Raw genomic sequence first — 20,154 nt, 5'->3', positions numbered from 1 at the left:
ACTCCGAACCTGAGGAAAACCGTGTGTGTGTGTTCGCAATATGCCAAGCCTGCGAGCGGCCCTGGTGGGGGAGGGGATGGTGCCCCCTCTGCTACCAAATGTCCGAATGTACGGGTTTGGCGGGCCTTCGCGTAGGCGGTTGAGTGACAAGTTCCCAGCCCGGGAACTCCGGAACTCCGTCGCTTCGGTCGTGCTGCTTGAGCCATGAGTCGACACCGCGGATCGCACCAGCAGTGTCGGGTCTGCCTCGGTCGGCGATGCGCCGTCGCAGTTCGGCGCGCGTTGCGGTGAGCAGGTAGACGGCAGTGGCGCCGACGAGCGAAGCAGCCTGTGCCCTGGCGCTGCTGGTGGCGCCGGAGCGGATGACAACCGCCCGAGCGTCTTTGGTCCGGCCCAACTGCGCGAGAGCTGCGCGGAAGTGCGCTTCGCCTTGCCATTGCGGATCGTCTCGGTCGAACACGGGCAGCCCGCTCGCTCGGGCTGCGGTGGTCTTGCCGGCACCAGGGGGGCCGCAGAGGATAATGACCGCCCGGTCGGTTCTGCGCACGGACTCTCGGGCGCGTCGCTTTTTGTTGCAGTCGGAACAGATAACGCGGACGTTGGCGAGAGTGTCGGCGCCACCGTGTTCGATGGGGATGATGTGGTCGACTTCGACGAGCGCCGGGTTATAGACGGCGGTTCGCTTGCCGTAGTCGAGGGGGCGTCCGTCTATCGGGCAGCGTGTCAGTCCGGCGTCGCGTGCTTCGCGGATGGCGGCGGCGCGGATTCGCTTCCACTTCGCGGTGCCGGTGCGTGACGTGACCACACCGGCCTCCTGTTCACGCGGTCTGGCGTGCGCCTTCGATCGCCTGGTGCAGCGCCTCGAACGCGGCCTGATCCTTCTTGCGCCAGTGGACGACGAGGGACTCGGCGGTGATGATGCCCTGCCGGGTGTACGCCGAGAGTTCCTTGGTGCCGTCGGGCGGGATGGGGCCGCGGTTGCCGTAGTCCTGCATGGCCTGGCTCTTCGGGTTGGTGGCGGTCTTGACCTTGATCTGCCCGTTCACGAGCGCGCGTGCCGGCCGGTAGTCGATGTCGGTGATGTCGGCGAGCGGGACGGCGATGCGCTTCGTGCCGACCACGCGTGCCGCGATCTTGCCGGGGTGGATCACCACGGCATCGTCGGTGAGCTCGAGGTCGGCGCCGTACCCGTTGGCTTTCATCGGCCCATCGTCGCGCATGCGGGCGAGTTAGGCGAGGGTGAAGTGTGGCGCCCCCGCCCGACCTGGGCTCGCCGTGGTCGCTGTGTGCGTCGAGCGTTGATCACGGGCCAGCAGGAGGGGCGGGGGAGTTGTGCGTTAGCGGCGCCGGTTCGCGATCCGCTTCGTGGCGACAGCCTCGGGACGGTGGGGCCTGTCGGTCGGTGTCGTGAAGACGTAGGCCTTGCCTGACGGGTCGCCGTAGAAGTCCCGCAGCGTGCCGATCCAGTCGTCGAGCTCGTCGCACGGAGTGAACCACTCGCGGCCGTGGGCGAGGTGGGCGCCGAAGTGCTGGTGCCGTTTGCGTTCGAGGACCTTCGTGCCGGGTTCGACTGCGACGAGTTGAGCGTTCGGCGGGTAGGCCCTCATCCGCTGGGCCACGTTGCGGGCATATCCGATCTTCACGGTGTCACCGATGCGGATGTAGTAGACCCATCCGGGGATCGGGTCTTCCGGGGTGAGCGCCACGCCTGTCTCGATCTTCTCGACGGCGGTCTCTGCCTGCTCAACCTTGGCCGCCTGCTGCTGCTCGGCGTGGCCTTCGACCGCTCGCACGGCCGCCTCTGCGTGGTAGATGCAGATGGGGAGATCGAGCCACCATGCGACGTTCCGATCGCAGTCGGGCCACGCGCATCTGGGTGATCGCATACGTCTCCTTGGGGGTAAACCTATCAGGTGAATTACACGCTTGTCATTCGCTTGCGCCAGGCGTGTTCTGCGGCGCGGACGTCGCCCATGTGGACCCATGCGATCCGGCCTAGCCGTTGGCGTCGAACCTTGCCGCGCGAGCACCAGTTCCAGATCGCGGAGGGGCGTACTCGCACGGCCCGGGCGGCGGCGGTGACGGTCAGCCACTCGGCGCCGTCCGGGTCGATCATGCGGACCGTCCGAGCTCGGCGCGCTCGGTGTAGTGCACGAACCGCTGCCACTCGTCTTCGGAGAAGGTGCGCGCGCAGTCGGGGTTCTGGCAGCCGACCGCGAACGGCTGGCCAGCGAACGACGGGGGCGCGTAGACGAGGCTGACCTGCTCGCACAGGGGGCACGGCACGTCGAGGCTACGGGGCGGCTGCACGCTGTCCTCGGTGGGCCAGCGTGCCGTGAGGGTGGCGATGGTCGAGCACAGTTCGCGGCGCATGTCGGGCGCCCACTCCTGACGGCTGCACCACTCGAGGCGGTTCTCGAGCCAGGCGACGTTCGTCTGCTTGGACGCGACCGGGCCGAGGAGCGGCGGGTCGTGCTCCTCGAGGACGAGCAGGACCCAGGATGCGACGTCGGACTCGAGCTCGTCTGCGGCGAGCCAGGCGGGGTGCAGGATGAGCCGTTCGGACGGCTCGCCAGCGGTGGGGGTGTCTTCGCTGTAGGCGGTGCCGCTGATGACGAGAAGGCGCGCGGTCTCGTACAGGTGGGCGGCGAGCTGTTCGGTGTGCGTGACGGCTTCGGCGAGGCGCTGGTAGCACCACTGGCAGAGGATCCCGTGCTCGGCGGGGCGCGGCTGGCAGCCCTTGCACTCGCCTTCGCAGGTCGGCAGGTGGTCGTCGCGCCGGGTGCAGCCGGATGCGCAGGGAGCCGCGAGTCCCGTCGTCGTGTCGATCATGCGTCCTCCTGGTCGACGTCGATGCGGACGATGTGGCGCCGGGCAACGTGTGTCACGGCGTCATCGTTGAGGGTGAACGTGAGCGCCTGCTCGTCGCCTTCGGTCCAGTCGTGCACGAGATCGAGCGCTGAGTTATCAGGCATCGAGTCGATGGTCACGCGGCCCTTGGTGAGGTGGATAGTGATCTTCACGAGCCCTCCGTGGTGCCGTAGCGGATGGCCTCGACCTCGGCGCTGGTGAGGCCGGTGGCGTGGAGTGCGGCCGCGAGGCGGTCGGCCTGGGCGCGCAGGACGGCGATGGTGTCTCGGCTGCGGCGGGTGGTGTCGGCGTGCTCCACGTCGCGCAGGTGCGGCGGGAACTGGTTGAGGTCGGCCATCGGTCAGTCCTCCTGGGTACGGGTGATGCCGTGCTCGGCGGCGAGGACGGCGACCTCGCTCGGCTGCATGCTGTCCTCGCACGAGGTGTGGTAGTCGGCCTGCGTGAACACCGCGTCCGCGAACGCTCGCAGCCGGTCGCGCTCGGCCTCGGCCTTCTCGGCGCGGGTGTGGGCCTCGTTCGCCTGGTCGCAGTATGCGGAGCTGTTCAGCAGCGTCGCGTCCAACTCGGCTCGCAGCCGCTCCACCTCCGCGATCAGGGCGGGCACGTCGGTGCGGGCGTGAGCGATGAACTTGGCATCGGGGTAGTCGTAGATGTTCTCTCGGCCCGCGTCGCGCAGGAGGCCACCGCTGTCGCGGAACGCGGGCTGTGCTCCCTGCATCCCCATGCGGGAGAAGGCCATGACGATCCTCGTGTGCTCGCAGTGGAGGTAGACGGCCCCAGTGTTGCGCCAGGACCACGGTCCTGGGGTCGCCGCGTCGGTGATCTTGCGGATCGCTTCCAGGTCCAGCGTCTCGTCGCTCATCGTGTCTCTCCTTCGGTCGGGACGTGCAGGACGGTGGCGGGCAGTTCGACCTCGTTCGACTGTCGCAATGACGGCAGAAGGAGCGCGCACCACGCGGAGAAGCGCCCGTCTTGCGTCTCGATGTGCCCGCAACGCTCCACCGCCTCCCCGTTGGCGTCGAGAATCACGGTGCTCTGAGGTAGCGCATCCAACTCGGCGGCGGTCGTGACGGTGCGCGGCTCGAACAGGGCGAGCACGGCGCGGGCGAGGTGGTCGTTGCGAGCCGTCTCGTTGTCGGCCCCCTCATGGATGCCAGGGATGCTGCACGTCCAGGTGCTCATGTGACTCGGCCAGTACTCACAGCGCGAATGCGCGGCCAGCGCCCGCGCCACCTGCTCCACGGTTGGGCGGCTCATCGGGTCTCCTCGAATCGGTTGATGCCTTCGGCCTGTCCGAGGCGCGCGAGTTTGGCGAGATGGGCCTTGCGGGTCGTGCGGGGGTCGGCAGGGAGCATCCCGCCGGGGGCGAACGTTGCGGGCGGCCCAACGACCTCGTAGGTCGCTTCGAAGATGTCCGGCTTGCAGGGGTAGAACTCGCCCTGGACGCCCCGGATGATCCAGTCGCCGGGTGTAGCGCGCATGGCGGAACGCTCGCCGGTTTCGAGGATCCAGTTGATGATCGGGGTAGCGCCCTCGGGGGTGCCGTCCCACTGCATCGCCTCGATGATGACGGGCTTCTTGCGGAACTTCTGCGGCGTGCTCATGCTTCCTCCAGGTCGTGTGCGGCCCTCTCGCGGGCGTCGGGGGTGTGGTCGGTGCGCTGGGGCACGGGCGGGTCTGCGAGGGCGTCAGCGCGGCACCCAGGGCACGGGAGCGACACGTCGTGGACGTCGCAGCGGGGGCGGGTCACGACGCGGCCTCCCGTCGCGACTTGGCCTCGGCAAAGGCCCATCCCGAGCGAAATGCCAACTCGTGGCTCTCCTTGGGCGCGATCAGCAGTACGACGCGATCGATCAGCCAGCCCTTCCGCGGGAACCGGCCCTCGGCGTAGATCGCTGCCGCCTCGTCGAGAGTCATCTCCTCGTCGGGGTTCATCGCGCTCCCTCCTTCACGCGCACGCTCCCGAGGCACGGCGGGGAGCAGTCGCACTGGCGGCCGTGGGCGGCCGTCTCGATCACCGCGGTCACGGGGCGCGGGGCGGGGTCGATGACCGGCACCCCGATCCCCGACGCGGCGCAGGCAACCTCGAGCGCACGGTCCCCGTCGCCCGACACTGCGAAGGCGTCGATGTACGTCCGGCGCCACTCGAGCTCGCGGTCCGGGTCGCCGTCGAGCGCGTCCGGGACCTGGATGCCCGGCATCTTCTCGAGGTTCACCTTGCGCTGCGTGGTGACCGCGGCCCGGACATCACCGGGCGTCACCCAGCGCTGGTCGCTAGTGCGGGTCGCGATCATCGTCGTGGCGACGACCTGCGCGGTCTCGTAGGCGACGTCGTTGAGGGCGAGCTGCCAGACGGCGCCCTGGCCGTCGAGCGCGGGCACGAGGCCGGCGCGGTTGAGGACCGTGACGAGCTTCGTCGCTTCGGTCTGGTTCATCGGTGCGCTCCTTCGATCTGCTGGAGGGGGATGACTCGCGCGTCGGCTTCGTGGGCGCGCTGCATCTCGGCGGCGAGGATCTGTGCCTGCCGGTCGGTGGGGGTGCGGCGTCGGGTCGGTTCGATGTCGCGCAACTCGCGCCACTCGTTGATCCGGGCGCCGAGGGTGCCCTTGCGGTGGAGTCCGTTGATGAGCCCGGACACGGAGCGGACTTCGTCGTCGGCCTTGAGGTCGCCGAGGAACGCGCGTCGCTCGTCGGCGGTCATGCCGTGGGATGCGAGGACGGAGTTGGGGGAGTGCTCGGGGCCGTCGCTCGGCGGCTCGGTTCGCGCGTCACTTCTAGGTGCCGGTGTAGACCTACTTGAGTTAGTAGGGGTTCGGGTACGGGTCGGGTCGGGCCGGGAGGATTCGGGGGCGACTCGGCCACCCGATCGGGTACCCGATGCCTCGCAGAACTCGCACCCCTCGACGTGCAGACCCTGCTTCTCGTGCCAGCGGGTGTGGTTCCCACGCCTCCCACCTGCGGATTCAGCCTTCCGCTTCGCCTTCTGCGACCCGGAGTCGGGGTTGTAGTCGGTCCAGTCGTGGAAGTGCCAGCCGTCGTTTTCGTCGTCATCCCAGAGGCCGACGGAGACGAGACAAGAGGCTTCGCGACGCGTGCCGGAGAAGAGACGGAGGGCAGACGAGGGCACGTAGCCGTCGTTTTCTTGCGCTGCACACCAGCTCGCGGCGGACACCCAGAGCGCTCTCGCGCCCTTCGTCGCACCCAGCCACTTCGGCGACGAGTGCAGCTTGTCGTCGACCTTGGCCCAGGCCATCAGCCCTCCTTCTCAGGCGTCGGTGTGTGGCCGACGATGATGCGGTGGCGGTGTCGGCCGGCGGGGTCGTTGGTGTACGCGACGCCGCATCGGCACGTCAGGGGCGCGGTCACAATGCGTCCTCGATGTCCAGTCCGGCACGGCGGCAGATGTTGCAGCGCGTGTACTCCTTGCGGGTCGTCCCGCCACCACAGACGCGACAGACGCCGCGGAACGTGGTCGTTCGACGTTCGCGAGCTGCTAGTACCGAGTGCTTCCTCGAGCACTCGGCGCTGCAGTAGACGCGCCCCTGAGCCACCCAAGACTTGACCTGGCTGAACGTCGTTCCGCACACGGCGCAGTCGATGTCGATGCGCCCGTTGCGGCTCATGCAGTCCATCGAGCAGAACTTGGTCTCCCGCTCGGGGCCGTGAGCCAGGAACGTCTCACCGCACTCGACGCAGGTCCGCTCGCGTCGTTTGATGCGCGACTGGCGGGTGCACTCGGCGGAGCAGTGCTTCTTCTTGTCCCACGAGTAGTAGGTCTGGAACTCGCTCCCGCAGAACGCGCAGTTCTTCTTGTCCCGCTCGATCAGCCCGACGCGGTAGATGACGACCTCGGTGTGCGCGTCGCCGGCCCTGCCGATGTAGGCCTTGCGCCCTGCCACTTCGACGACCTGGTTGTCATCCACCCATGCGACGCCGTTGAGCCCGTCGAGGATGAGCTTGAGCATGTTGTCGACATCTCGGCGCTGCCTGGTGCCGTGGTAGAACGTCGCCGCGACGCCGAACGTGACGTCAGCGTCCGCGCACAGGCGTCCGCCGTTCCGCGCGAACTGCAGCGCGACGGCGGCCTCGGCATCCTTGGTGTGCTGGGGCGTGTAGGTGTGGACCTTGCTCCCGCGCTTCGTGAAGCGCGCTCGAGACTTGGACACGGGCTCTCCGTCGGTTCGGAACCGGCAGATCACCTGCGCCTCGGAAGGCAGGCCGACGAACAGCGGCTGGTCGACGGCGGTCATGCGGCACCCCCGAAGTCGAGGACGCCTTGCGAGAGGCGCTTGGCGATGACCTCGCAGTAGCGCTCGTCGAGCTCGACACCGACCGCCTTGCGTCCCAGGTGAGCAGCAGCGATGAGCGTGGAGCCGGAGCCTGCGAACGGGTCAGCGATCGCTCCGGTCGGGCACTTGGCGATCAGGTCCCGCATGAGCGGGATCGGCTTCTGGTGAGGGTGCTCACGACCGTTGCGGCTCATCGACTGCACCGGGGCGTAGGTGAGGACGTTCGACGTCCGGTGACCTGTGAATCCGTAGCCGATGACGTAGATCTCCTGGTCGCTCGGCTTCCAAGGAACAGACAGGTTGCCCATGCCGAGGGCGCCTTTGGTGTCCCAGATGAGGCGGGTGTGCGTGCGTGCCGGGCGCTTGATTCGCCATGTGCCGAACACGAGCGCAGGTGCGTCCTCGCCATGGGCCTTGCGCCAGAATCCGAGCGCGGCGTCACGAGCACGGGTGTCCTTATCGCCCTCGATGCTGGCGGCAAGGGTGTCGCGCCGAGATCCGCTCTGGTAGTCGATTCCGTACGGCGGGTCTGTCACGAGGGTGGCGGCGTCCAGCCATGCGGTCTCTTCGCGACAGTCTCCGTGGTGCAGCGTCACCCGCTCGTCCTGGTAGTAGATGCTCATGCGGCCCACCTCCTGGCGCGCGCCTTCTCCGACATGGCGATGGCGTCGGCCTCGAGGTCGGCGCGGCGTGCGGCGGTGACGGGCGGCGGGTCCTGGGGCAGGGTCAGCCAGACCTCGTGCGCGAGATCGTGGGACCGCTTGATGTAGGCGCAGTCCTTGCACAGGACCCCGGAGTTGGAGCACGCGGGGTGCAGTACGTCGCTGTTCATGACGCCTCCTTCTTGGACTTGAGCCAGGCCCGGTCGTAGGCGCGCTTGGCGACGGCGCACTCGTGGCACGCCCTCTCGCCGCGCCGTCGATGCGCCTCCGCTCCTGCGCGGGTTCCGTGCTTGGTGACCGGCCCGGCCGGTCGGCGCGGCTCCCGGGTGACCTTGGGCTCCGGCTGGGTGGCTCGGATCTCGGCGAGGTAGCGCCTCACAGTGCGAACGGCGATGTTGAGTCGGCCGGCGATCTCGGCGGTCGTCCAGCCCTCGCGGGTCGGCAGCCTCGACGGCTTCGCGCGCGCGATCCTGCTTGCCACTCCGGGCGGCGCGCATCCGTTCTGCGCGCTCGTTCGCGGCCTTCTGCGCCGCGGTGATGCGCTTCGGGGTTCGTGCGGGGCGCGGGATGCGCGGGGCGAGCTGCGCCCGTTCGGTGGGCGTCATGCCGCCCCAGATGCCGTAGCGGTAGGTGGCGCTGGACTCGAGCCCGAGCGCGAAGTCCAGGCACTGACGCTTCACGGGGCAGGTGCGGCACACGGCCTTCGCGGCGGCGATCTCGTCGGGCGTCGACCTGCGATCCGTGTAGCCCATGTCGTCGGAGTCGACGCCGGTGCATGCGGCCTTGGCGCGCCAGTCGGTCCCGCCGTCGGCGACCTGCGGGCTGACGGTGATGCGGTTCATGCTGCGACCTTCCAGTCGTTGCGGCGCAGGCGGCGCCAGATGTCGGGGTTGCCGGTGCGGTAGAGCAACTTCTCGAGCGTCTCGGGGCTCATCCCGAGTCGGTCGGCAGCGCGGTCCCACGACTCGCCGGTCTCGGCGAGCCACGCGGCGTCCTCGACGCGGGCAGCGGTTGCGGGGGTCACGCGGGCACCGCCTCTCCCGTGATGGCACCGACGACGGTGGCGATGAGGTCGCGTGCTGCGGGCGGGGTGACGGCGTTCCCGCTCAACTTCACCTGCTCGCGGCGGTTGCCGGTCATCGTGTAGGTCGCGGGGAAGGCCATTGCCTGCTTGATCTCGTCGGGCTCGAGCATCCGGAAGCGCACGTCCTTGATGTCGACGGTCTGCCCGGTGAGGACGGACTGGTGGCCGGTCGTGGTGACGGTGCGGATCGGCTCGCCGGCGGGCGTCGTCATCTCGGCGCCGCCGCCGTTGTGCCGGTGGATCAGCGCGTGGTGGTTCCCGGAGGCTGTGACGGTGGCGAGCGGGTCGGACGCGCGCCGAGCCGTCGAACCCCCGCCGCGCAGCTCAGCGAGGAACGGCGGGAACGCGAGGCCCGTCTCGTTGCGCGTCGTCTGCGCGCGCATCGCCGCGGCCGTCGAGCCCGCAACCTTCCCCTCCCGGCCCTCGACGGGCACTGCGAGCGGGTGCCAGGCGGTCGCCTTGGACTCGCGGGTGTGCATGGTCCGCAGCGGCTCGGACGCGGGCCAGGCCCGGTAGTACGAGCCTGGGTCGCCGAACCCCGGGTGCTTCGGGTCGGCGGCGTCGTACTGGTTGCCGCCGTGTTCGACGTGGACCGGGGACCAGTACCGCTCGATCCCGACCTGGATGCGCCGCATCGTCTTCTCGGCGAGCGGCTTCACGCGGTCACCGATCCGGGTGCCCGGGTTCGTCCAGTCGATGATCGACGACGCGGGGAGCCATGCGGGCTCGACGACGGCGTTGCGGCACGCGACGTTCGGGCACCGGTAGAGGTACTGCGACCGGTAGCGGCCCGGGCGCGCCTGCCCGTCGCCCTTCTTCCACCACTGCATGGCGTCGACGACCGTGTCGCACGTCGCGCAGTACGCGCGAGGCCGCTGCATCCGCTCGAAGTCTGGGGCGCGCTCACCCTCGCGCCAGAACGCGATGTAGACGCGGTCGCGGGACTGCGGGGCCGGGGCGCCGTGAGCCTGGGCGTGCATCGAGTTCATCGAGACGATGCGGTGCCGGTAGCCCATCGCGTGCATGGCGGCGAGCCACGACTGGAACAGGCCGCCGCGCACGCCCCACGGCGAGGACCAGTCGACGACCTCGACGACGTTCTCGACGAGGACCGCGCGGTAGTGATGGGTCTCAGCGAACCGGACGACGTCCCACATCGTGGCGCGCGACCGCTCGGCCGCCTCCTCGGGCAGCGTGTCGCCGAACAGGTCGGGCTGTGCGCCGGCGAGCTTGCGACCCTTCGCCCGGGAGTGGTTCGTGCACTCCGGCGACGCCCACAGCAGGTCGGTCGACGGGACGTAGCGCGGGTCGGTGTTGGAGATGTCGGCCTGGAGGTGGTCGGTGTCGGGGTGGTTGGTGTTGTGGGTCTCGATCGCACGAGCCCAGTGGTTCGCGGCGAGGCGGACCTCGACGCCGGGGACCGCGACGGCCCCGGTGGAGGATCCGCCAGCCCCGCAGAACAGGTCCGTCATGGTCAGGTTCGCGCTCACGCCTCGACCTCCGCGTCCTGCGGGGCGTCGGGACGGGCGGTCAGCTCGGCGACGCGGGCCTCGATCTGTGCGCGACGCTCGGGGCTGGACGCGCGCCACATGCCCTTGAGCGTGTCGACGTCGTCGCATGCGGCCACGTCGTCAGCGGTCGGCTCGGTGGGTGCGTCAGGCAGCGGCTGGACGATGTGCGGGGCGCGCTTGCCACGGGTCACGGTCAGCGCGACGGTCCGCGGCCGGTCGATGTGCGACAGGTGGCTGATCTTGATGCCGCCGACCTTGTCGCGCCCGAACGTGACCTCGGGGTCGCGGTAGAGCGTCATGCGGTGGCCGGCGTAGTCCGCGGCCTCCTTGCCCCAGGCGTCGACCATGATGCGGCGCATCGACTTGCTCGGACGGTAGGGGCGTCCGGGCAGTTCGATGAGGTGGACGTTCACGGGCTGCTCGGGGCTGCCCGCGTCGACCTTGTCGATGGTGAACGTGCGCGGCCCGGTGAGCAGGTCCTCGGCGTTGATCTGGTCCGACCGCGGCGCGATCGATTCGGTGAGGTCCATCAGGCGATCTCCATCTCGTCTTCGTCGTCGGCGCCGTACCAGCCGGGCGCGCCGACGGGGGTGATGCCGCTGTAGCCGGGCCACTCGCCGGTCCTCTGACATTCGGCGTACAGGTCGATGGCCTGCCGGACGCGGTCGGCGGCGATCATGAGGAACATGGGGTCGAGCTCGACGACGGACACCATGTGCGGGGCCGCGGACTCGACGAGGACGTGCAGGAACTTCACATCGGTGTCGCCGCGGGTCGCGGTGATGCCGTTCGTGTAGTGGACGGCCTGCTCGGCGTACCCGTAGGCGGATGCGACGCGGTCGAACTTGCGCGGGTTGGCGTCGCGGCACGTCTTGAGGTCGACGGCGGTCGGCCCGTCGTGCAGGTAGTCGATGCGGCCGCGGCACAGGACGCCGGTGTCGGGGTCGTGCCAGATGGGCGAGACCTCGGGCGTGCCGTTCTCGAGGAGCGGGCGTGCCTCGTCGTGGGCAAGGACGGCCTCAGCCATCGCGTCAACGGCGGCGATCTGTGCGGGCGCGACGGGCACGAGACCGGCCGCACGCTGCTCGGACGCCCATGCCGTGGTCGCGGCCTTCGTGGACACGTTCCCGGACGGCGTCAGGTGCTCGTCGGGGTAGGCGATCACGCCGAGGCCGACGCCGAGGATCTTCGCGTGGGCGGCGTGCCCGACGTCGAAGGTCGTCTTCTCGGTGCGGTGCGTGAGGGACCACTGGTAGCGGGCGGGGGAGTCGAGCATCGTCTTGATGCCGGTCGACGAGAGGCCGGGCAGCGAGTGGTAGACGGTCTCGGCGATGTCGGCGTGCAGGCCGGGTGCGTAGGTCGCGGTCATAGTCCGACCCCCAGGTAGCGGTCGGCCTTGTCGCGCAGGGCGAGGGTGAGGTCGCGGATCTCGAACTCGGAGGTGTTCGCGTCACGCTCGGCGCGGCGCATGCGGAGGTATGCGTCCCCCAGCTCGGCGAGCGGCTTCAACGCGTCGGCCTCGGCTCGGGCCTCTCGTGCGGCGGCGCGGTCCTGCGCGGCCTGGATGAACAGGGGCTGGGTCACGGGCGGGTCTCCTCGTCGGTGAGGGCGCGCACGGCGGCGCGGAGGTGGGCGTTGGTGGTCGCGTCGTGCTGGAGCAGCGCGGCGGCGGTGAGGCCGAGGTCGTCGCAGCAGTCGCGGGCGGCGTCGATGACGTCGGTGCGGAGTCGGTCGAGGCGCTCGGCCCGGGCTTCGGCGGCGTCCCATGCGGCGATGCTGTTGCCCGTCGCGTCGAGGACCTTCTCCTGTGCGCCTCGCAGCGCGTCGAGGGCTGTCATGGGCGGCGTCTCACCGGACCAGCCGAACTCGGACTCAGCTTCGGTCTCGATGCCGGCGGTCTCGCGGATGACGAACGCCTCGCGGGCGTCCTTGATCCGGGCCGACTGTGCGGGCGGCAGGACGGTCCACTTCACGCTGCCGTCGTCGCCGATCTGCGAGTAGGACGCGGTCTCGCCGGGGGTGATGTCGGTCGGGTCGGTGGTCATCGGTCCGCGCCCTTCACGGTGACGCCGTTGCGGACGAGGTACTCCTCGAACCCGCGGGCTGCGTCGACCGACGCGAGGCCGAGCGTGACGGCGTTGACAATGAGGGCGTTCAGCGCCTTCACCTGCGCCTCATCGACGGGCGGGTTCTCGCTGAGGTAGGCGGCGACGGCGAGATGCTCCAAGGCGCGGCCGTAAACCGTCTCGGCCTCGGTGCTGATGGGCCACGAGCACCCGGTACTGGTGGTGACATGCGTGCTTCGACGCTTCACCTCGGGCAGCTCGTCGCGCTGGATCACGATGGCGTCGAGCGGGACGACCTGGACCTCGGTCCAACCGGGGGCACTGACGTGAGAGTCGGCCACGTCGGAACTGCGCGGGGTGACAACGCACCCGTTCTCGTACTGGAAGTACCTGGACTCGCTCATCGGTTGGCCTCCTTGTAGATGTGTGCGGTGAGGCCGGTGAGTCCGAGGATGGTCCCGGCGAGGAGCCCGAAGGCGAGGCCCTGGGCGGGGGTCATGCCCCACGCGAGCCAGACGGTGGCCGCGACGGCGGCGAGGCGGGTCACGACAGGTCCCCGTGGACCATCGACCCGGACCGGGTGACGTAGACGGACTCGCGCAGGGCGGGGTTGTCGCCGTCGCAGATCGCGTCGCGCAGCATGTCGGTGTTGACGCTCGGCAGGTCGCTGGCGAGGCGCTCCATGCGCAGGCTCAGGGCGGCGCGGTCGAAGTCGTCGAGCGTGGACCCGAGCGGCGGCAGGTCGATCGCTGCGGGGTCGGCGAGGCCGGTGCGCAGGTCGAGGACGTCCAGCGGGCTCAGGGTCAGGGTCGGGTCGTCGGCGATGATGTGGCGGCGGACCCAGGCGGCGATGCGGGCGCGGATGTTCATCGGGCACTCTCCTTCGAGCGGGTGTGGGCGGCGGTCGAGCGGGTGGTGCGCGGCTCGATGCGCTCGGGGTCGGACGGGGTGGCGATGCGGCGGGCCTTCCACGCCGCGTACTCGGCGGCGTCGATGTGCCAGGGGCCGAGGGGCACGACCTGGAAGCCGCCACCGATCGCCCCGGAGCGCAGGTGCGCGGAGACGGTGTAGGTGCTGAGTCCGAGGTCGGCGGCGACGTCGGCGGGGGTGAGCGTGTTCACGCGGCGTCCTCCTGTGCGGTGTAGCGGTTGACGAAGTACGCCTGGCCCTTGCCGGTGACCTTCGGCGTCTTGGAGACGGACACGTGGCCGTCCGAGTGGGTGACGGCGGTCTCCTTGACGCGGAACAGCCCGAGCTCCATCGACCGCTGCGTTGGCATGTTCCAGTCGGTGCCCTTGCGGCGGATCAGGTAGCCGTCCTCGCGCAGCCGCTCGAACAGGCGGTTCGCGCCGAGCTCGATGCCGTTGCCGCGCAGGATCTTCGCGAGGTCGCCGACGAGGATGTCGGTGTGCGAGGTCGCGACGGCGTCGGCGAACAGGACCTTCGGGGCGTCGGCGGTGACCTTCGCCTCGAGCAGCCCGCGCTGCTCGACCTCGGCGGCGAGTGCCCGGAGCGCCGTGGCGTAGTCCTGGGGGAGCGCCGGAGCGGTCGAGTAGGTGCCGGTCTTGCGGATCGCGGGAAGCACCTCATGGGTGACCCAGCGGCGGACGGGCTCGGCGGCGGGGGAGTCGCTGCGGAGGATGACCGTCCACATGCCGGCCTCGTTGACGAGGGGGCGCTCACGTTCGACGGCGCGCGAACCCTCCGCCAGACGGAGGGTTGCCCGCTTCCACTCGTCATCGGCCAGGCGCGCAACGACGTTGCCGACGTTCGCGATGCCGAGGATGCGGCAGAGGTCATTGAGCACGAACCACGGTTCGCCGCTCTCGGTGACGACTCGGACGGCGGTGCCGTCGAAGTCGAACGGTTGAATCTGTGTCATGAGAGACTCCTTGGTGAGTGAGTTGCCCCGGCGTGTCTTGGCGGATGCGGCCGGGGCTCTTGCGTGTCCGGGGTCAGGTGGCTCGGTCGTGGAGGATCTGGCCGACGACGCGGGGGCCGACCTCCGGGCCGAGTGCTGTCTTGACGCGTCGGAGTTCCGGGAGGCTGAACGGGATTTCGCCCTTCTTGCGCCGCTTGTAGCTGTCGACGCTGATCCCGAGCTCTGCGGCGAACCGCTCCTGTGTCATGCCCGCCTTCGCCTTCCGGGCCGCCTCCACGACCTCACCGGCGCGGGCTTCGCTGTTACGCATATCTGCACACTATCCAGGTTCCTGGAACCTGGCAAGCCCCACGAACCTGGAACGTTCTGCATGTCGGGTGGGTGAAGCGCGCAAAACCTGTATCAGGTGCACGATCTGCGGCATCCTTACGAGCATGGAGAACCGAACCGAGCGCCTGCGCGCCGCCTTCGCTGCCACTATCCGCGCCGAGGTGGCAGCCAAGGGCTACAACGCCAAGGCCTTCGCCAAGCGCGCGGGCATCCCCAACTCGACGATGGGCACGTATCTGAACGGCACGGCCGACATCAAGATGCCAGCGTTCTACGCCATCGCCGACGCGCTAGAGATCGCCCCAAAGGATCTATGGACGCTGGCAGAAGCGCGCATGGGCGACCTGTGACACCTTCCGCCCGGTAAGCAACGCGCCGTTGAACCGACAACGATGTCGGTGGCTGATGTGTAGCCTCAGGCGAAAGTCCGGGGCGGACTCGACGCAAGGGAGCGACAGTGGTCAAGATCGAAGCAGGGCCGGCAGCACGTCAGGTGTCGGTGAATGTGATCGGGGCGGCGCTCGAGTACGCGCACAGCAACGGCGGGCTCACGCCGAACGACATCATCGAGCTGGGGTGCATGACGCCGGACTGCCTCACGGTCGGCACGCTGGACGCGGTGGCGCAGATGGCGGGTGTCGATCCGCTCGGCCTGCTGGTCTAGCAGGGGCCGGGCGTCCGGGGCGGTGGTCCGCCCGGCCCCATCATGTGGGTTCGGAGCCACGACGGCCGCGGATGGGTACGACGAAAAGCCCCCGACCTCGGGATGAGGGCGGGGGCTTCGTCGTGTCCTAAGTCTTAGGACAACGGGGCGCGCGCGTCAGGCTTCGATCTGCGGGGCGAACGACTGCTGGCTCACGGCGACCGCCGCGGCCTGGGCGTCGGTGAGCAGGTGCGCGTACACGCGCGAGGTCGTCGACAGATCCTCGTGGCCGAGGCGGTGCTGGACGACGTGCGGCGAGACCCCGGCCGTCAGCAGCTCGGAGGCGTGCGTGTGCCGCAGCGAGTGCGGGGTGAGCCGCTTCGTGATCCCGGCGACGTCGAGGGCGCGCTGCCACTGCCGCTCACGGAAGCGGTGCGCGTGGATCTGCCCGCCGCCGGCCGCGGTGAACACGAGCGCGTCGGCGACCCGACCCTCGAGCAGCGGCGCGAGACGTTCGAGGACGACGGGCGCGAGCAGGATGGTCCGGTTCCCGCGCTTGGTCTTGGTGTCGCCGAGGTAGGTCCCGGCCGCGCCCTTCTTCCATGCGCGCCGGATCCGCACGGTGCCGCGGTCGAGGTTCACGTCGCGGACCTGGACGGCCGTGGCCTCGCCGATGCGCGTGCCGGTGCCGCGCAGGAACGCGATGAGCGGCCGGTAGTGGTCGTCCATCGCGGCGTAGAAGGCGTCCCACTCGCTCGGGGTGAAGATCTCCATCTCAGGGGCGTGCTGGTCTCGGGGCAGGCGCACGCCGCGGGCAGGGTTGCGCGCGATGAGCTCGTCGTCGACAGCGGCGGCCAGGACGGTCGACAGCAGGCCGTGGGCGTTGGCGATCGACTTCGTCGAGTAGGGCGTGCCGCGGCGGGTGGTCTGCTGCCGCTGCCAGGCGACCCAGGCCACGACGGCATCACGGGTGAGCATGTCCAGGGGGATGTCGCCGAGGCGCGCGAGCCAGGTGCGCTCGGCCATGCGCCGGTAGTCGGCGACGGTGCCGGGGGTCGCGGACGCTTCGAGGCGCGCGAGGTGGCGGCCGAGGTAGGTGCGCAGCGTGGGGGAGTCGAGGTCGGAGGTGGTCGAAGCCTGCCGGACCTCTTGGGCGGCGACGGGGCCAGCGCGTTCGATAAGTCGGACGAACTTCTTCGCCTCGGCGAGCGTGGTGAACGACTCGCTCGTGGGGTTCGGCTTGCCGGGGACGCGGAAGCGGACCTTGTACTTCACAGTGCCGTCTGCGAGGCGGTACGGCTGGGGATTGATGGGCATCTGGTTGGCCCTCCTGGGACGTTCTGTGTCCTGGGAGTGTGTCCGGGGGATTCGTTGGCCGAATCCCCCGGACGTTTCCCCAGGTCAGAGACCCTTTCTCATGGGGTGAGTAACGGGACTTGAACCCGCGACCCCCTGGACCACAACCAGGTGCTCTACCAGCTGAGCTATACCCACCATGAACCGCCCTCGTAAGAGCGGCCGTCGAAAAGTGTACCGTCTGGAAGCGGTCGTTCAGGACGCTTCGTCGGCCGTCGCGCCGACGGATCCCGTGACGCTCGTCTCCTTGATGCGCGTCGCGATGTCGCGGGCGGTCGCGGTGTCGGGTCCGGGCTGCGCGACGAGCAGCGCGTCCCGGTAGTAGCGCAGCTCGTCGATGCTCTCGAGGATGTCGGCGAGAGCACGGTGGCCGCCGTGCTTCTCGGGGGAGGCGAAGTACACCCGGGGGTACCAGCGGCGGGCGAGCTCCTTGATCGAGGACACGTCGATGATCCGGTAGTGCAGGTGCTCGACGAGCTCCGGCATGTCGCGGACGAGGAACCCGCGGTCGGTCCCCACGGAGTTGCCGGCGAGCGGCGCCTTGCCGGGCTCCGGGACCCACTCACGGATGTAGGCGAGGACCTGGGCCTGCGCGTCGGCGAGGGTCGTCCCGCCGTCGAGCTCGTCGAGGAGCCCGGAGGTCGTGTGCATGGTGCGCACGAAGTCGCCCATCTGCTCCACCGCCTCCGCGGGTGGCCGCACGACGACGTCGACGCCCTCCCCGAGGACGGTCAGGTCGGAGTCGGTGACGACGGCGGCGACCTCGACGAGGGCGTCGGCCCCGAGCTCGAGTCCGGTCATCTCGCAGTCGATCCAGACGATGCGGTCGTTGGCGTTCGGGGTCACTGGGCTCACGGACACCACCCTAGACGCCGCAGGACCCCGGCCGGTGGTGCCGGTCGGGGTCCTGCGGTCCTTTCGGTGCTGTGGTGCGTCGGGCGCGCCGGCGCGGCGGGCCCCACGGCTCAGGCCCCGTCGAGCGCACGGCGGCGCTGCGGGTGCCGTTCCCGCGCGGGGGCACGGGTGCCGAGGTAGCGGAGCGTCGCACGGCGGCGCTCGATCTCCTCGAGCCTGATCCGTCGCTCCAGGGCGACGGCTTCGTAGGCGTCCCAGGTGTACATGTGCTTCTCTCTCGTGACGTCGGACCACTGGGCCTGGCCGGACCCTCCGCCGCCCGGTACGGACCGGACGGGCGTCACCGCGGTGCGATCACCACACAACCACCGACCCGGGACCGCACGCACGGCTTTTTCGCCCGTGCGGTGCACCGTACGGTGAGCGGATGGACGAACCGACCGGCGTCTCGGGCGCGGCGCGCCTCACCCGGGTGCTCGCGCCCGGCCTCGTGCTCGTGGCGCTGGGGGTCCTCGGTTTCGTCGGCCTGCTCGACGCCGTGCTCGAGCGCGACGACCTCGCCGCCCTCGACGACCCGCTGCTCGGCTGGCTCGTGGACCACAGGTCCGAGGGGCTCACGACAGCGCTCACGGTGGTCACCGACACCTTCGGTCCGGTGATCCTGCCCGGGCTGGTGGTCGTGGGCTGCATCGTGTGGTGGCGGCTCTCCCGCAGCTGGTGGGACCCGGCGCTGCTCGCGGGCGCGATGGTGCTCTCGACCCTGCTGTCCATGGGGATCAAGCTCGTGGTGGAGCGTCCGAGGCCGGCGGCGGACCTGATGTCGATCCCCGGGTTCGAGACCTCGTTCTCGTTCCCGTCGGGGCACACGATCGGTGCGTCGACGCTGGTGCTCGTCGCCGGCTACCTCGTGTGGCACCGCCGCCGTCAGGGTCGGGTCGCGGCCGGTGGTCTCCTGGTCTGGGCGGTCGCGAGCGTCGTCGTGGTGCTGCTCGTCGGCGGCAGCAGGCTCTACCTCGGGTACCACTTCCTCACCGACGTCCTCGCCGGCGTCTGCGTCGCGGTCGTGGTGCTGGGTGTCGTCGTGTGCGTGAACTGCTGGCACGAGCGGCCGGTCGTCGACGACAGTCACTGATCGTCCAGACCGCGCGCCCGCAGCGCCTCTCCCGTCGCCTCCGCGCGGCGCATCGCGCTCACGGTGGCGCGCACGGCGAGCGCCCGGACGTCGTGCTCCCTGCCACGGGCGCGGCCGGCCTCGCGGGCGCGGGCCACGATCTCGACGACCGCGGGGACGGCCCGGATCGCCAGCGACAGCGTCAGGGCGAGGCGACCGGCGTCCACCCCGAACCTCTCGAGCGGTCGCGCCGCCCGCTCGATCGCGTCGAGGACGTCGCACGTCCTCGTCGTCGCCAGCACGACGCCCGCCAGGGCGACCAACGCGACGAGCCGGGTGCAAACGACCAGCGCGGGGACCGGGCCGACGAGCCACCACTGCGTCCCGGCGAGGACGACCAGGAACCATCGCAGCGGACGGACCTGGGACCAGGCGTGGCGAGGGCCGAGCCCCGCCACCAGGTGGGCGGCCGCGACGACCGCGGCCGTGACGCACACTCCCACGACGCCGTCGACAGCGAGGAGAGCGACCGACGCCGCGGCCAGCGCGAGGAGCTTCGCACCCGCGGGCAGCCGGTGGACGGAGGAGTCGCCCTCGACCTGCGCTCCGGCGGGCAGGCTGCCGGACGGCGTCGCGCGGCTCATCCGGCGATCTCGCGGTAGTGCGCGACGGCGGGCCCCGGGGCCCGTCGGCGACGACCTGGCCCTGGTGGACGACGATCACCCGGTCGGTTCGCGCCGCGAGGTCGAGGTCGTGGGTGACGACCACGAGCCGCTGCGGCAGAGCGAGCAGCCGGTCGCAGACCTCCCGGGTGTTGCGCAGGTCGAGCAGCGTGGTCGGCTCGTCCGCGACGACGACCCGGGGCTCCGTCGCGAGCACCGACGTCAGGGCGAGCAGCTGCTTCTGCCCGCCGCTGAGCAGGTGCGCCGGGTGGTCCGCGTGGTCGAGGAGGCCGACCCGCTCGAGCGCCGCGCGGACCTCGGGGGACTCCACCGGGGCACGGGACCGGCCGGGCCCGCGGGCGCCGGTCCGGCGCAGCGAGTACGCGACGTCCTCCGCGACGGTCGGCATGATGATCTGGGCGTCCGGGTCGGTGAAGACGAAGCCCACGCGTCGGCGCACCGCCGCGCCGTCGCGCACCGCGTCGAGACCGTCGACCCGGACGGTGCCCAGCGTGGGCGCGACCAGACCATTGAGGAGTCGCGCCAGCGTGCTCTTGCCCGACCCGTTGGCGCCGATGATCGCGACCCTGCGCTCGACGATGCGCAGCGACACCGACCGGAGCACGCTGCGGTCACCGAGCACGACGTCCACGGCGTCGAGGACGATCTCCTCCGCCGCAGCGCCCGTGGTGCCGGAATCGCCCGTGCTGCCCGTGCTGCCCGTGCTGCCCGTGCTGGCCGGGCTGCTCGTGCTGGCCGGGCTGCTCGCGCTGCTCGTCCTGCTGGGTGAGTCGTCGGGCGACCCACCCGTGGACCCGCGCCCGGACGACCG

At 70.2% G+C, this 20,154-nt stretch carries 34 protein-coding genes, 1 tRNA gene and 1 pseudogene; 3 read left to right on the top strand and 33 right to left on the bottom strand.

Annotation, left to right across the window (positions count from 1 at the left end):
• Positions 1-91: 91 nt before the first annotated feature.
• The 27 genes from QUE47_RS00555 to QUE47_RS00425 form a co-directional block, all read right to left on the bottom strand.
• Positions 92-805, bottom strand: a complete 714-nt coding sequence (locus QUE47_RS00555) for an HNH endonuclease (protein ID WP_286218139.1) — start codon at positions 803-805, stop codon at positions 92-94.
• A gap of 13 nt (positions 806-818) precedes the next feature.
• Positions 819-1,202: a hypothetical protein gene (locus tag QUE47_RS00550; protein ID WP_286218138.1), complete on the bottom strand. Its 384-nt coding sequence runs from the start codon at positions 1,200-1,202 to the stop codon at positions 819-821.
• A gap of 135 nt (positions 1,203-1,337) precedes the next feature.
• Positions 1,338-1,793 carry a GIY-YIG nuclease family protein gene (locus QUE47_RS00545; protein ID WP_286218137.1) on the bottom strand — a complete coding sequence of 152 codons (456 nt, stop codon included), beginning with the start codon at positions 1,791-1,793 and terminating at the stop codon, positions 1,338-1,340.
• Positions 1,794-2,112: 319 nt separating this feature from the next.
• Positions 2,113-2,832, bottom strand: coding sequence for a hypothetical protein (locus QUE47_RS00540; RefSeq protein WP_286218136.1), 720 nt, complete (start codon positions 2,830-2,832; stop codon positions 2,113-2,115).
• A complete protein-coding gene (locus QUE47_RS00535) occupies positions 2,829-2,990 on the bottom strand; it encodes a hypothetical protein (protein ID WP_286218135.1) in 162 nt (53 codons plus the stop codon). The genes QUE47_RS00540 and QUE47_RS00535 overlap by 4 nt, the downstream gene beginning before the upstream one ends.
• A 29-nt stretch (positions 2,991-3,019) precedes the next feature.
• Positions 3,020-3,208 carry a hypothetical protein gene (locus tag QUE47_RS00530; protein ID WP_286218134.1) on the bottom strand — a complete coding sequence of 63 codons (189 nt, stop codon included), beginning with the start codon at positions 3,206-3,208 and terminating at the stop codon, positions 3,020-3,022.
• Positions 3,209-3,211: 3 nt separating this feature from the next.
• Positions 3,212-3,733: a hypothetical protein gene (locus tag QUE47_RS00525; protein WP_286218133.1), complete on the bottom strand. Its 522-nt coding sequence runs from the start codon at positions 3,731-3,733 to the stop codon at positions 3,212-3,214.
• The gene (locus QUE47_RS00520; RefSeq protein ID WP_286218132.1) at positions 3,730-4,128 is read right to left on the bottom strand and encodes a hypothetical protein; all 399 of its coding nucleotides are present in this window, start codon (positions 4,126-4,128) and stop codon (positions 3,730-3,732) included. The genes QUE47_RS00525 and QUE47_RS00520 overlap by 4 nt, the downstream gene beginning before the upstream one ends.
• On the bottom strand, positions 4,125-4,475 hold the full coding sequence (locus QUE47_RS00515) for a hypothetical protein (protein WP_286218131.1): 351 nt from the start codon (positions 4,473-4,475) through the stop codon (positions 4,125-4,127). The genes QUE47_RS00520 and QUE47_RS00515 overlap by 4 nt, the downstream gene beginning before the upstream one ends.
• A gap of 142 nt (positions 4,476-4,617) precedes the next feature.
• Entirely contained in the window at positions 4,618-4,806 is a 189-nt protein-coding gene (locus tag QUE47_RS00510) for a hypothetical protein (protein ID WP_286218130.1), read from the bottom strand.
• Complete coding sequence (locus QUE47_RS00505; protein WP_286218129.1) at positions 4,803-5,306, bottom strand: hypothetical protein; 504 nt, start codon at positions 5,304-5,306, stop codon at positions 4,803-4,805. Before QUE47_RS00505 ends, QUE47_RS00510 begins: the two co-directional genes overlap by 4 nt.
• Positions 5,303-6,124 (bottom strand): hypothetical protein, encoded by an 822-nt coding sequence (locus tag QUE47_RS00500; RefSeq protein ID WP_286218128.1) that lies wholly within the window; start codon positions 6,122-6,124, stop codon positions 5,303-5,305. Before QUE47_RS00500 ends, QUE47_RS00505 begins: the two co-directional genes overlap by 4 nt.
• Before the next feature lie 109 nt (positions 6,125-6,233).
• Entirely contained in the window at positions 6,234-7,121 is an 888-nt protein-coding gene (locus QUE47_RS00495) for a RusA family crossover junction endodeoxyribonuclease (RefSeq protein ID WP_286218127.1), read from the bottom strand.
• Positions 7,118-7,783: a DNA-methyltransferase gene (locus tag QUE47_RS00490; protein ID WP_286218126.1), complete on the bottom strand. Its 666-nt coding sequence runs from the start codon at positions 7,781-7,783 to the stop codon at positions 7,118-7,120. Before QUE47_RS00490 ends, QUE47_RS00495 begins: the two co-directional genes overlap by 4 nt.
• Entirely contained in the window at positions 7,780-8,664 is an 885-nt protein-coding gene (locus QUE47_RS00485; protein WP_286218125.1) for a WhiB family transcriptional regulator, read from the bottom strand. Before QUE47_RS00485 ends, QUE47_RS00490 begins: the two co-directional genes overlap by 4 nt.
• Positions 8,661-8,846, bottom strand: a complete 186-nt coding sequence (locus QUE47_RS00480) for a hypothetical protein (RefSeq protein WP_286218124.1) — start codon at positions 8,844-8,846, stop codon at positions 8,661-8,663. The genes QUE47_RS00485 and QUE47_RS00480 overlap by 4 nt, the downstream gene beginning before the upstream one ends.
• Positions 8,843-10,396, bottom strand: coding sequence for a DNA cytosine methyltransferase (locus tag QUE47_RS00475; protein WP_286218123.1), 1,554 nt, complete (start codon positions 10,394-10,396; stop codon positions 8,843-8,845). The genes QUE47_RS00480 and QUE47_RS00475 overlap by 4 nt, the downstream gene beginning before the upstream one ends.
• Entirely contained in the window at positions 10,393-10,947 is a 555-nt protein-coding gene (locus QUE47_RS00470) for a hypothetical protein (RefSeq protein WP_286218122.1), read from the bottom strand. Before QUE47_RS00470 ends, QUE47_RS00475 begins: the two co-directional genes overlap by 4 nt.
• A complete protein-coding gene (locus tag QUE47_RS00465; RefSeq protein WP_286218121.1) occupies positions 10,947-11,786 on the bottom strand; it encodes a PD-(D/E)XK nuclease-like domain-containing protein in 840 nt (279 codons plus the stop codon). The genes QUE47_RS00470 and QUE47_RS00465 overlap by 1 nt, the downstream gene beginning before the upstream one ends.
• Positions 11,783-12,001: a hypothetical protein gene (locus QUE47_RS00460; protein ID WP_286218120.1), complete on the bottom strand. Its 219-nt coding sequence runs from the start codon at positions 11,999-12,001 to the stop codon at positions 11,783-11,785. Before QUE47_RS00460 ends, QUE47_RS00465 begins: the two co-directional genes overlap by 4 nt.
• Positions 11,998-12,462: a hypothetical protein gene (locus QUE47_RS00455; protein WP_286218119.1), complete on the bottom strand. Its 465-nt coding sequence runs from the start codon at positions 12,460-12,462 to the stop codon at positions 11,998-12,000. The genes QUE47_RS00460 and QUE47_RS00455 overlap by 4 nt, the downstream gene beginning before the upstream one ends.
• On the bottom strand, positions 12,459-12,887 hold the full coding sequence (locus QUE47_RS00450; RefSeq protein ID WP_286218118.1) for a hypothetical protein: 429 nt from the start codon (positions 12,885-12,887) through the stop codon (positions 12,459-12,461). Before QUE47_RS00450 ends, QUE47_RS00455 begins: the two co-directional genes overlap by 4 nt.
• Complete coding sequence (locus QUE47_RS00445; protein WP_286218117.1) at positions 12,884-13,030, bottom strand: hypothetical protein; 147 nt, start codon at positions 13,028-13,030, stop codon at positions 12,884-12,886. Before QUE47_RS00445 ends, QUE47_RS00450 begins: the two co-directional genes overlap by 4 nt.
• Positions 13,027-13,353: a hypothetical protein gene (locus QUE47_RS00440; RefSeq protein WP_286218116.1), complete on the bottom strand. Its 327-nt coding sequence runs from the start codon at positions 13,351-13,353 to the stop codon at positions 13,027-13,029. Before QUE47_RS00440 ends, QUE47_RS00445 begins: the two co-directional genes overlap by 4 nt.
• Complete coding sequence (locus tag QUE47_RS00435) at positions 13,350-13,604, bottom strand: hypothetical protein (RefSeq protein WP_286218115.1); 255 nt, start codon at positions 13,602-13,604, stop codon at positions 13,350-13,352. Before QUE47_RS00435 ends, QUE47_RS00440 begins: the two co-directional genes overlap by 4 nt.
• Positions 13,601-14,365, bottom strand: coding sequence for a phage antirepressor (locus tag QUE47_RS00430; protein ID WP_286218114.1), 765 nt, complete (start codon positions 14,363-14,365; stop codon positions 13,601-13,603). Before QUE47_RS00430 ends, QUE47_RS00435 begins: the two co-directional genes overlap by 4 nt.
• 73 nt (positions 14,366-14,438) lie before the next feature.
• Positions 14,439-14,675: a helix-turn-helix domain-containing protein gene (locus QUE47_RS00425; RefSeq protein ID WP_286218113.1), complete on the bottom strand. Its 237-nt coding sequence runs from the start codon at positions 14,673-14,675 to the stop codon at positions 14,439-14,441.
• Positions 14,676-14,799: 124 nt separating this feature from the next.
• Here QUE47_RS00425 and QUE47_RS00420 point away from each other — a divergent pair, with 124 nt between their 5' ends.
• Positions 14,800-15,045 (top strand): helix-turn-helix domain-containing protein, encoded by a 246-nt coding sequence (locus tag QUE47_RS00420; protein ID WP_286218112.1) that lies wholly within the window; start codon positions 14,800-14,802, stop codon positions 15,043-15,045.
• A 107-nt stretch (positions 15,046-15,152) separates the two neighbouring features.
• Positions 15,153-15,359 (top strand): hypothetical protein, encoded by a 207-nt coding sequence (locus tag QUE47_RS00415; RefSeq protein WP_286218111.1) that lies wholly within the window; start codon positions 15,153-15,155, stop codon positions 15,357-15,359.
• A gap of 156 nt (positions 15,360-15,515) precedes the next feature.
• On the opposite strand, the gene QUE47_RS00410 is transcribed toward QUE47_RS00415, so the two are convergent.
• The 4 genes from QUE47_RS00410 to QUE47_RS00395 form a co-directional block, all read right to left on the bottom strand.
• A complete protein-coding gene (locus QUE47_RS00410) occupies positions 15,516-16,655 on the bottom strand; it encodes a tyrosine-type recombinase/integrase (RefSeq protein WP_286218110.1) in 1,140 nt (379 codons plus the stop codon).
• 101 nt (positions 16,656-16,756) lie between these two features.
• Positions 16,757-16,832, bottom strand: a tRNA-His gene (locus QUE47_RS00405).
• Between the two features lie 57 nt (positions 16,833-16,889).
• The gene (orn, locus tag QUE47_RS00400; RefSeq protein ID WP_286219556.1) at positions 16,890-17,495 is read right to left on the bottom strand and encodes an oligoribonuclease; all 606 of its coding nucleotides are present in this window, start codon (positions 17,493-17,495) and stop codon (positions 16,890-16,892) included.
• Between the two features lie 164 nt (positions 17,496-17,659).
• Positions 17,660-17,893, bottom strand: a complete 234-nt coding sequence (locus QUE47_RS00395) for a hypothetical protein (RefSeq protein WP_286218109.1) — start codon at positions 17,891-17,893, stop codon at positions 17,660-17,662.
• Positions 17,894-17,976: 83 nt separating this feature from the next.
• Between QUE47_RS00395 and QUE47_RS00390 the strand changes: the two genes are divergently transcribed.
• The gene (locus tag QUE47_RS00390) at positions 17,977-18,681 is read left to right on the top strand and encodes a phosphatase PAP2 family protein (protein WP_286218108.1); all 705 of its coding nucleotides are present in this window, start codon (positions 17,977-17,979) and stop codon (positions 18,679-18,681) included.
• Here the strand turns inward: QUE47_RS00390 and QUE47_RS00385 are convergent.
• Together QUE47_RS00385 and QUE47_RS16370 are read right to left on the bottom strand one after the other, a co-directional pair.
• On the bottom strand, positions 18,675-19,304 hold the full coding sequence (locus QUE47_RS00385) for a CbiQ family ECF transporter T component (protein WP_286218107.1): 630 nt from the start codon (positions 19,302-19,304) through the stop codon (positions 18,675-18,677). The two genes, QUE47_RS00390 and QUE47_RS00385, sit on opposite strands and share 7 nt — an antisense overlap.
• A 247-nt stretch (positions 19,305-19,551) precedes the next feature.
• Positions 19,552-19,935: pseudogene (locus QUE47_RS16370) on the bottom strand (energy-coupling factor ABC transporter ATP-binding protein); the annotation flags it as partial.
• Between the last annotated feature and the right edge of the window lie 219 nt (positions 19,936-20,154).

Origin of the sequence: Paraoerskovia sediminicola (assembly GCF_030296575.1) — a bacterium.
Taxonomy (GTDB): Bacteria; Actinomycetota; Actinomycetes; order Actinomycetales; family Cellulomonadaceae; genus Paraoerskovia; species Paraoerskovia sediminicola.
The sequence above is the reverse complement of the archived record's forward strand: the minus strand, read 5'-3'. Positions and strand labels throughout refer to the sequence as shown.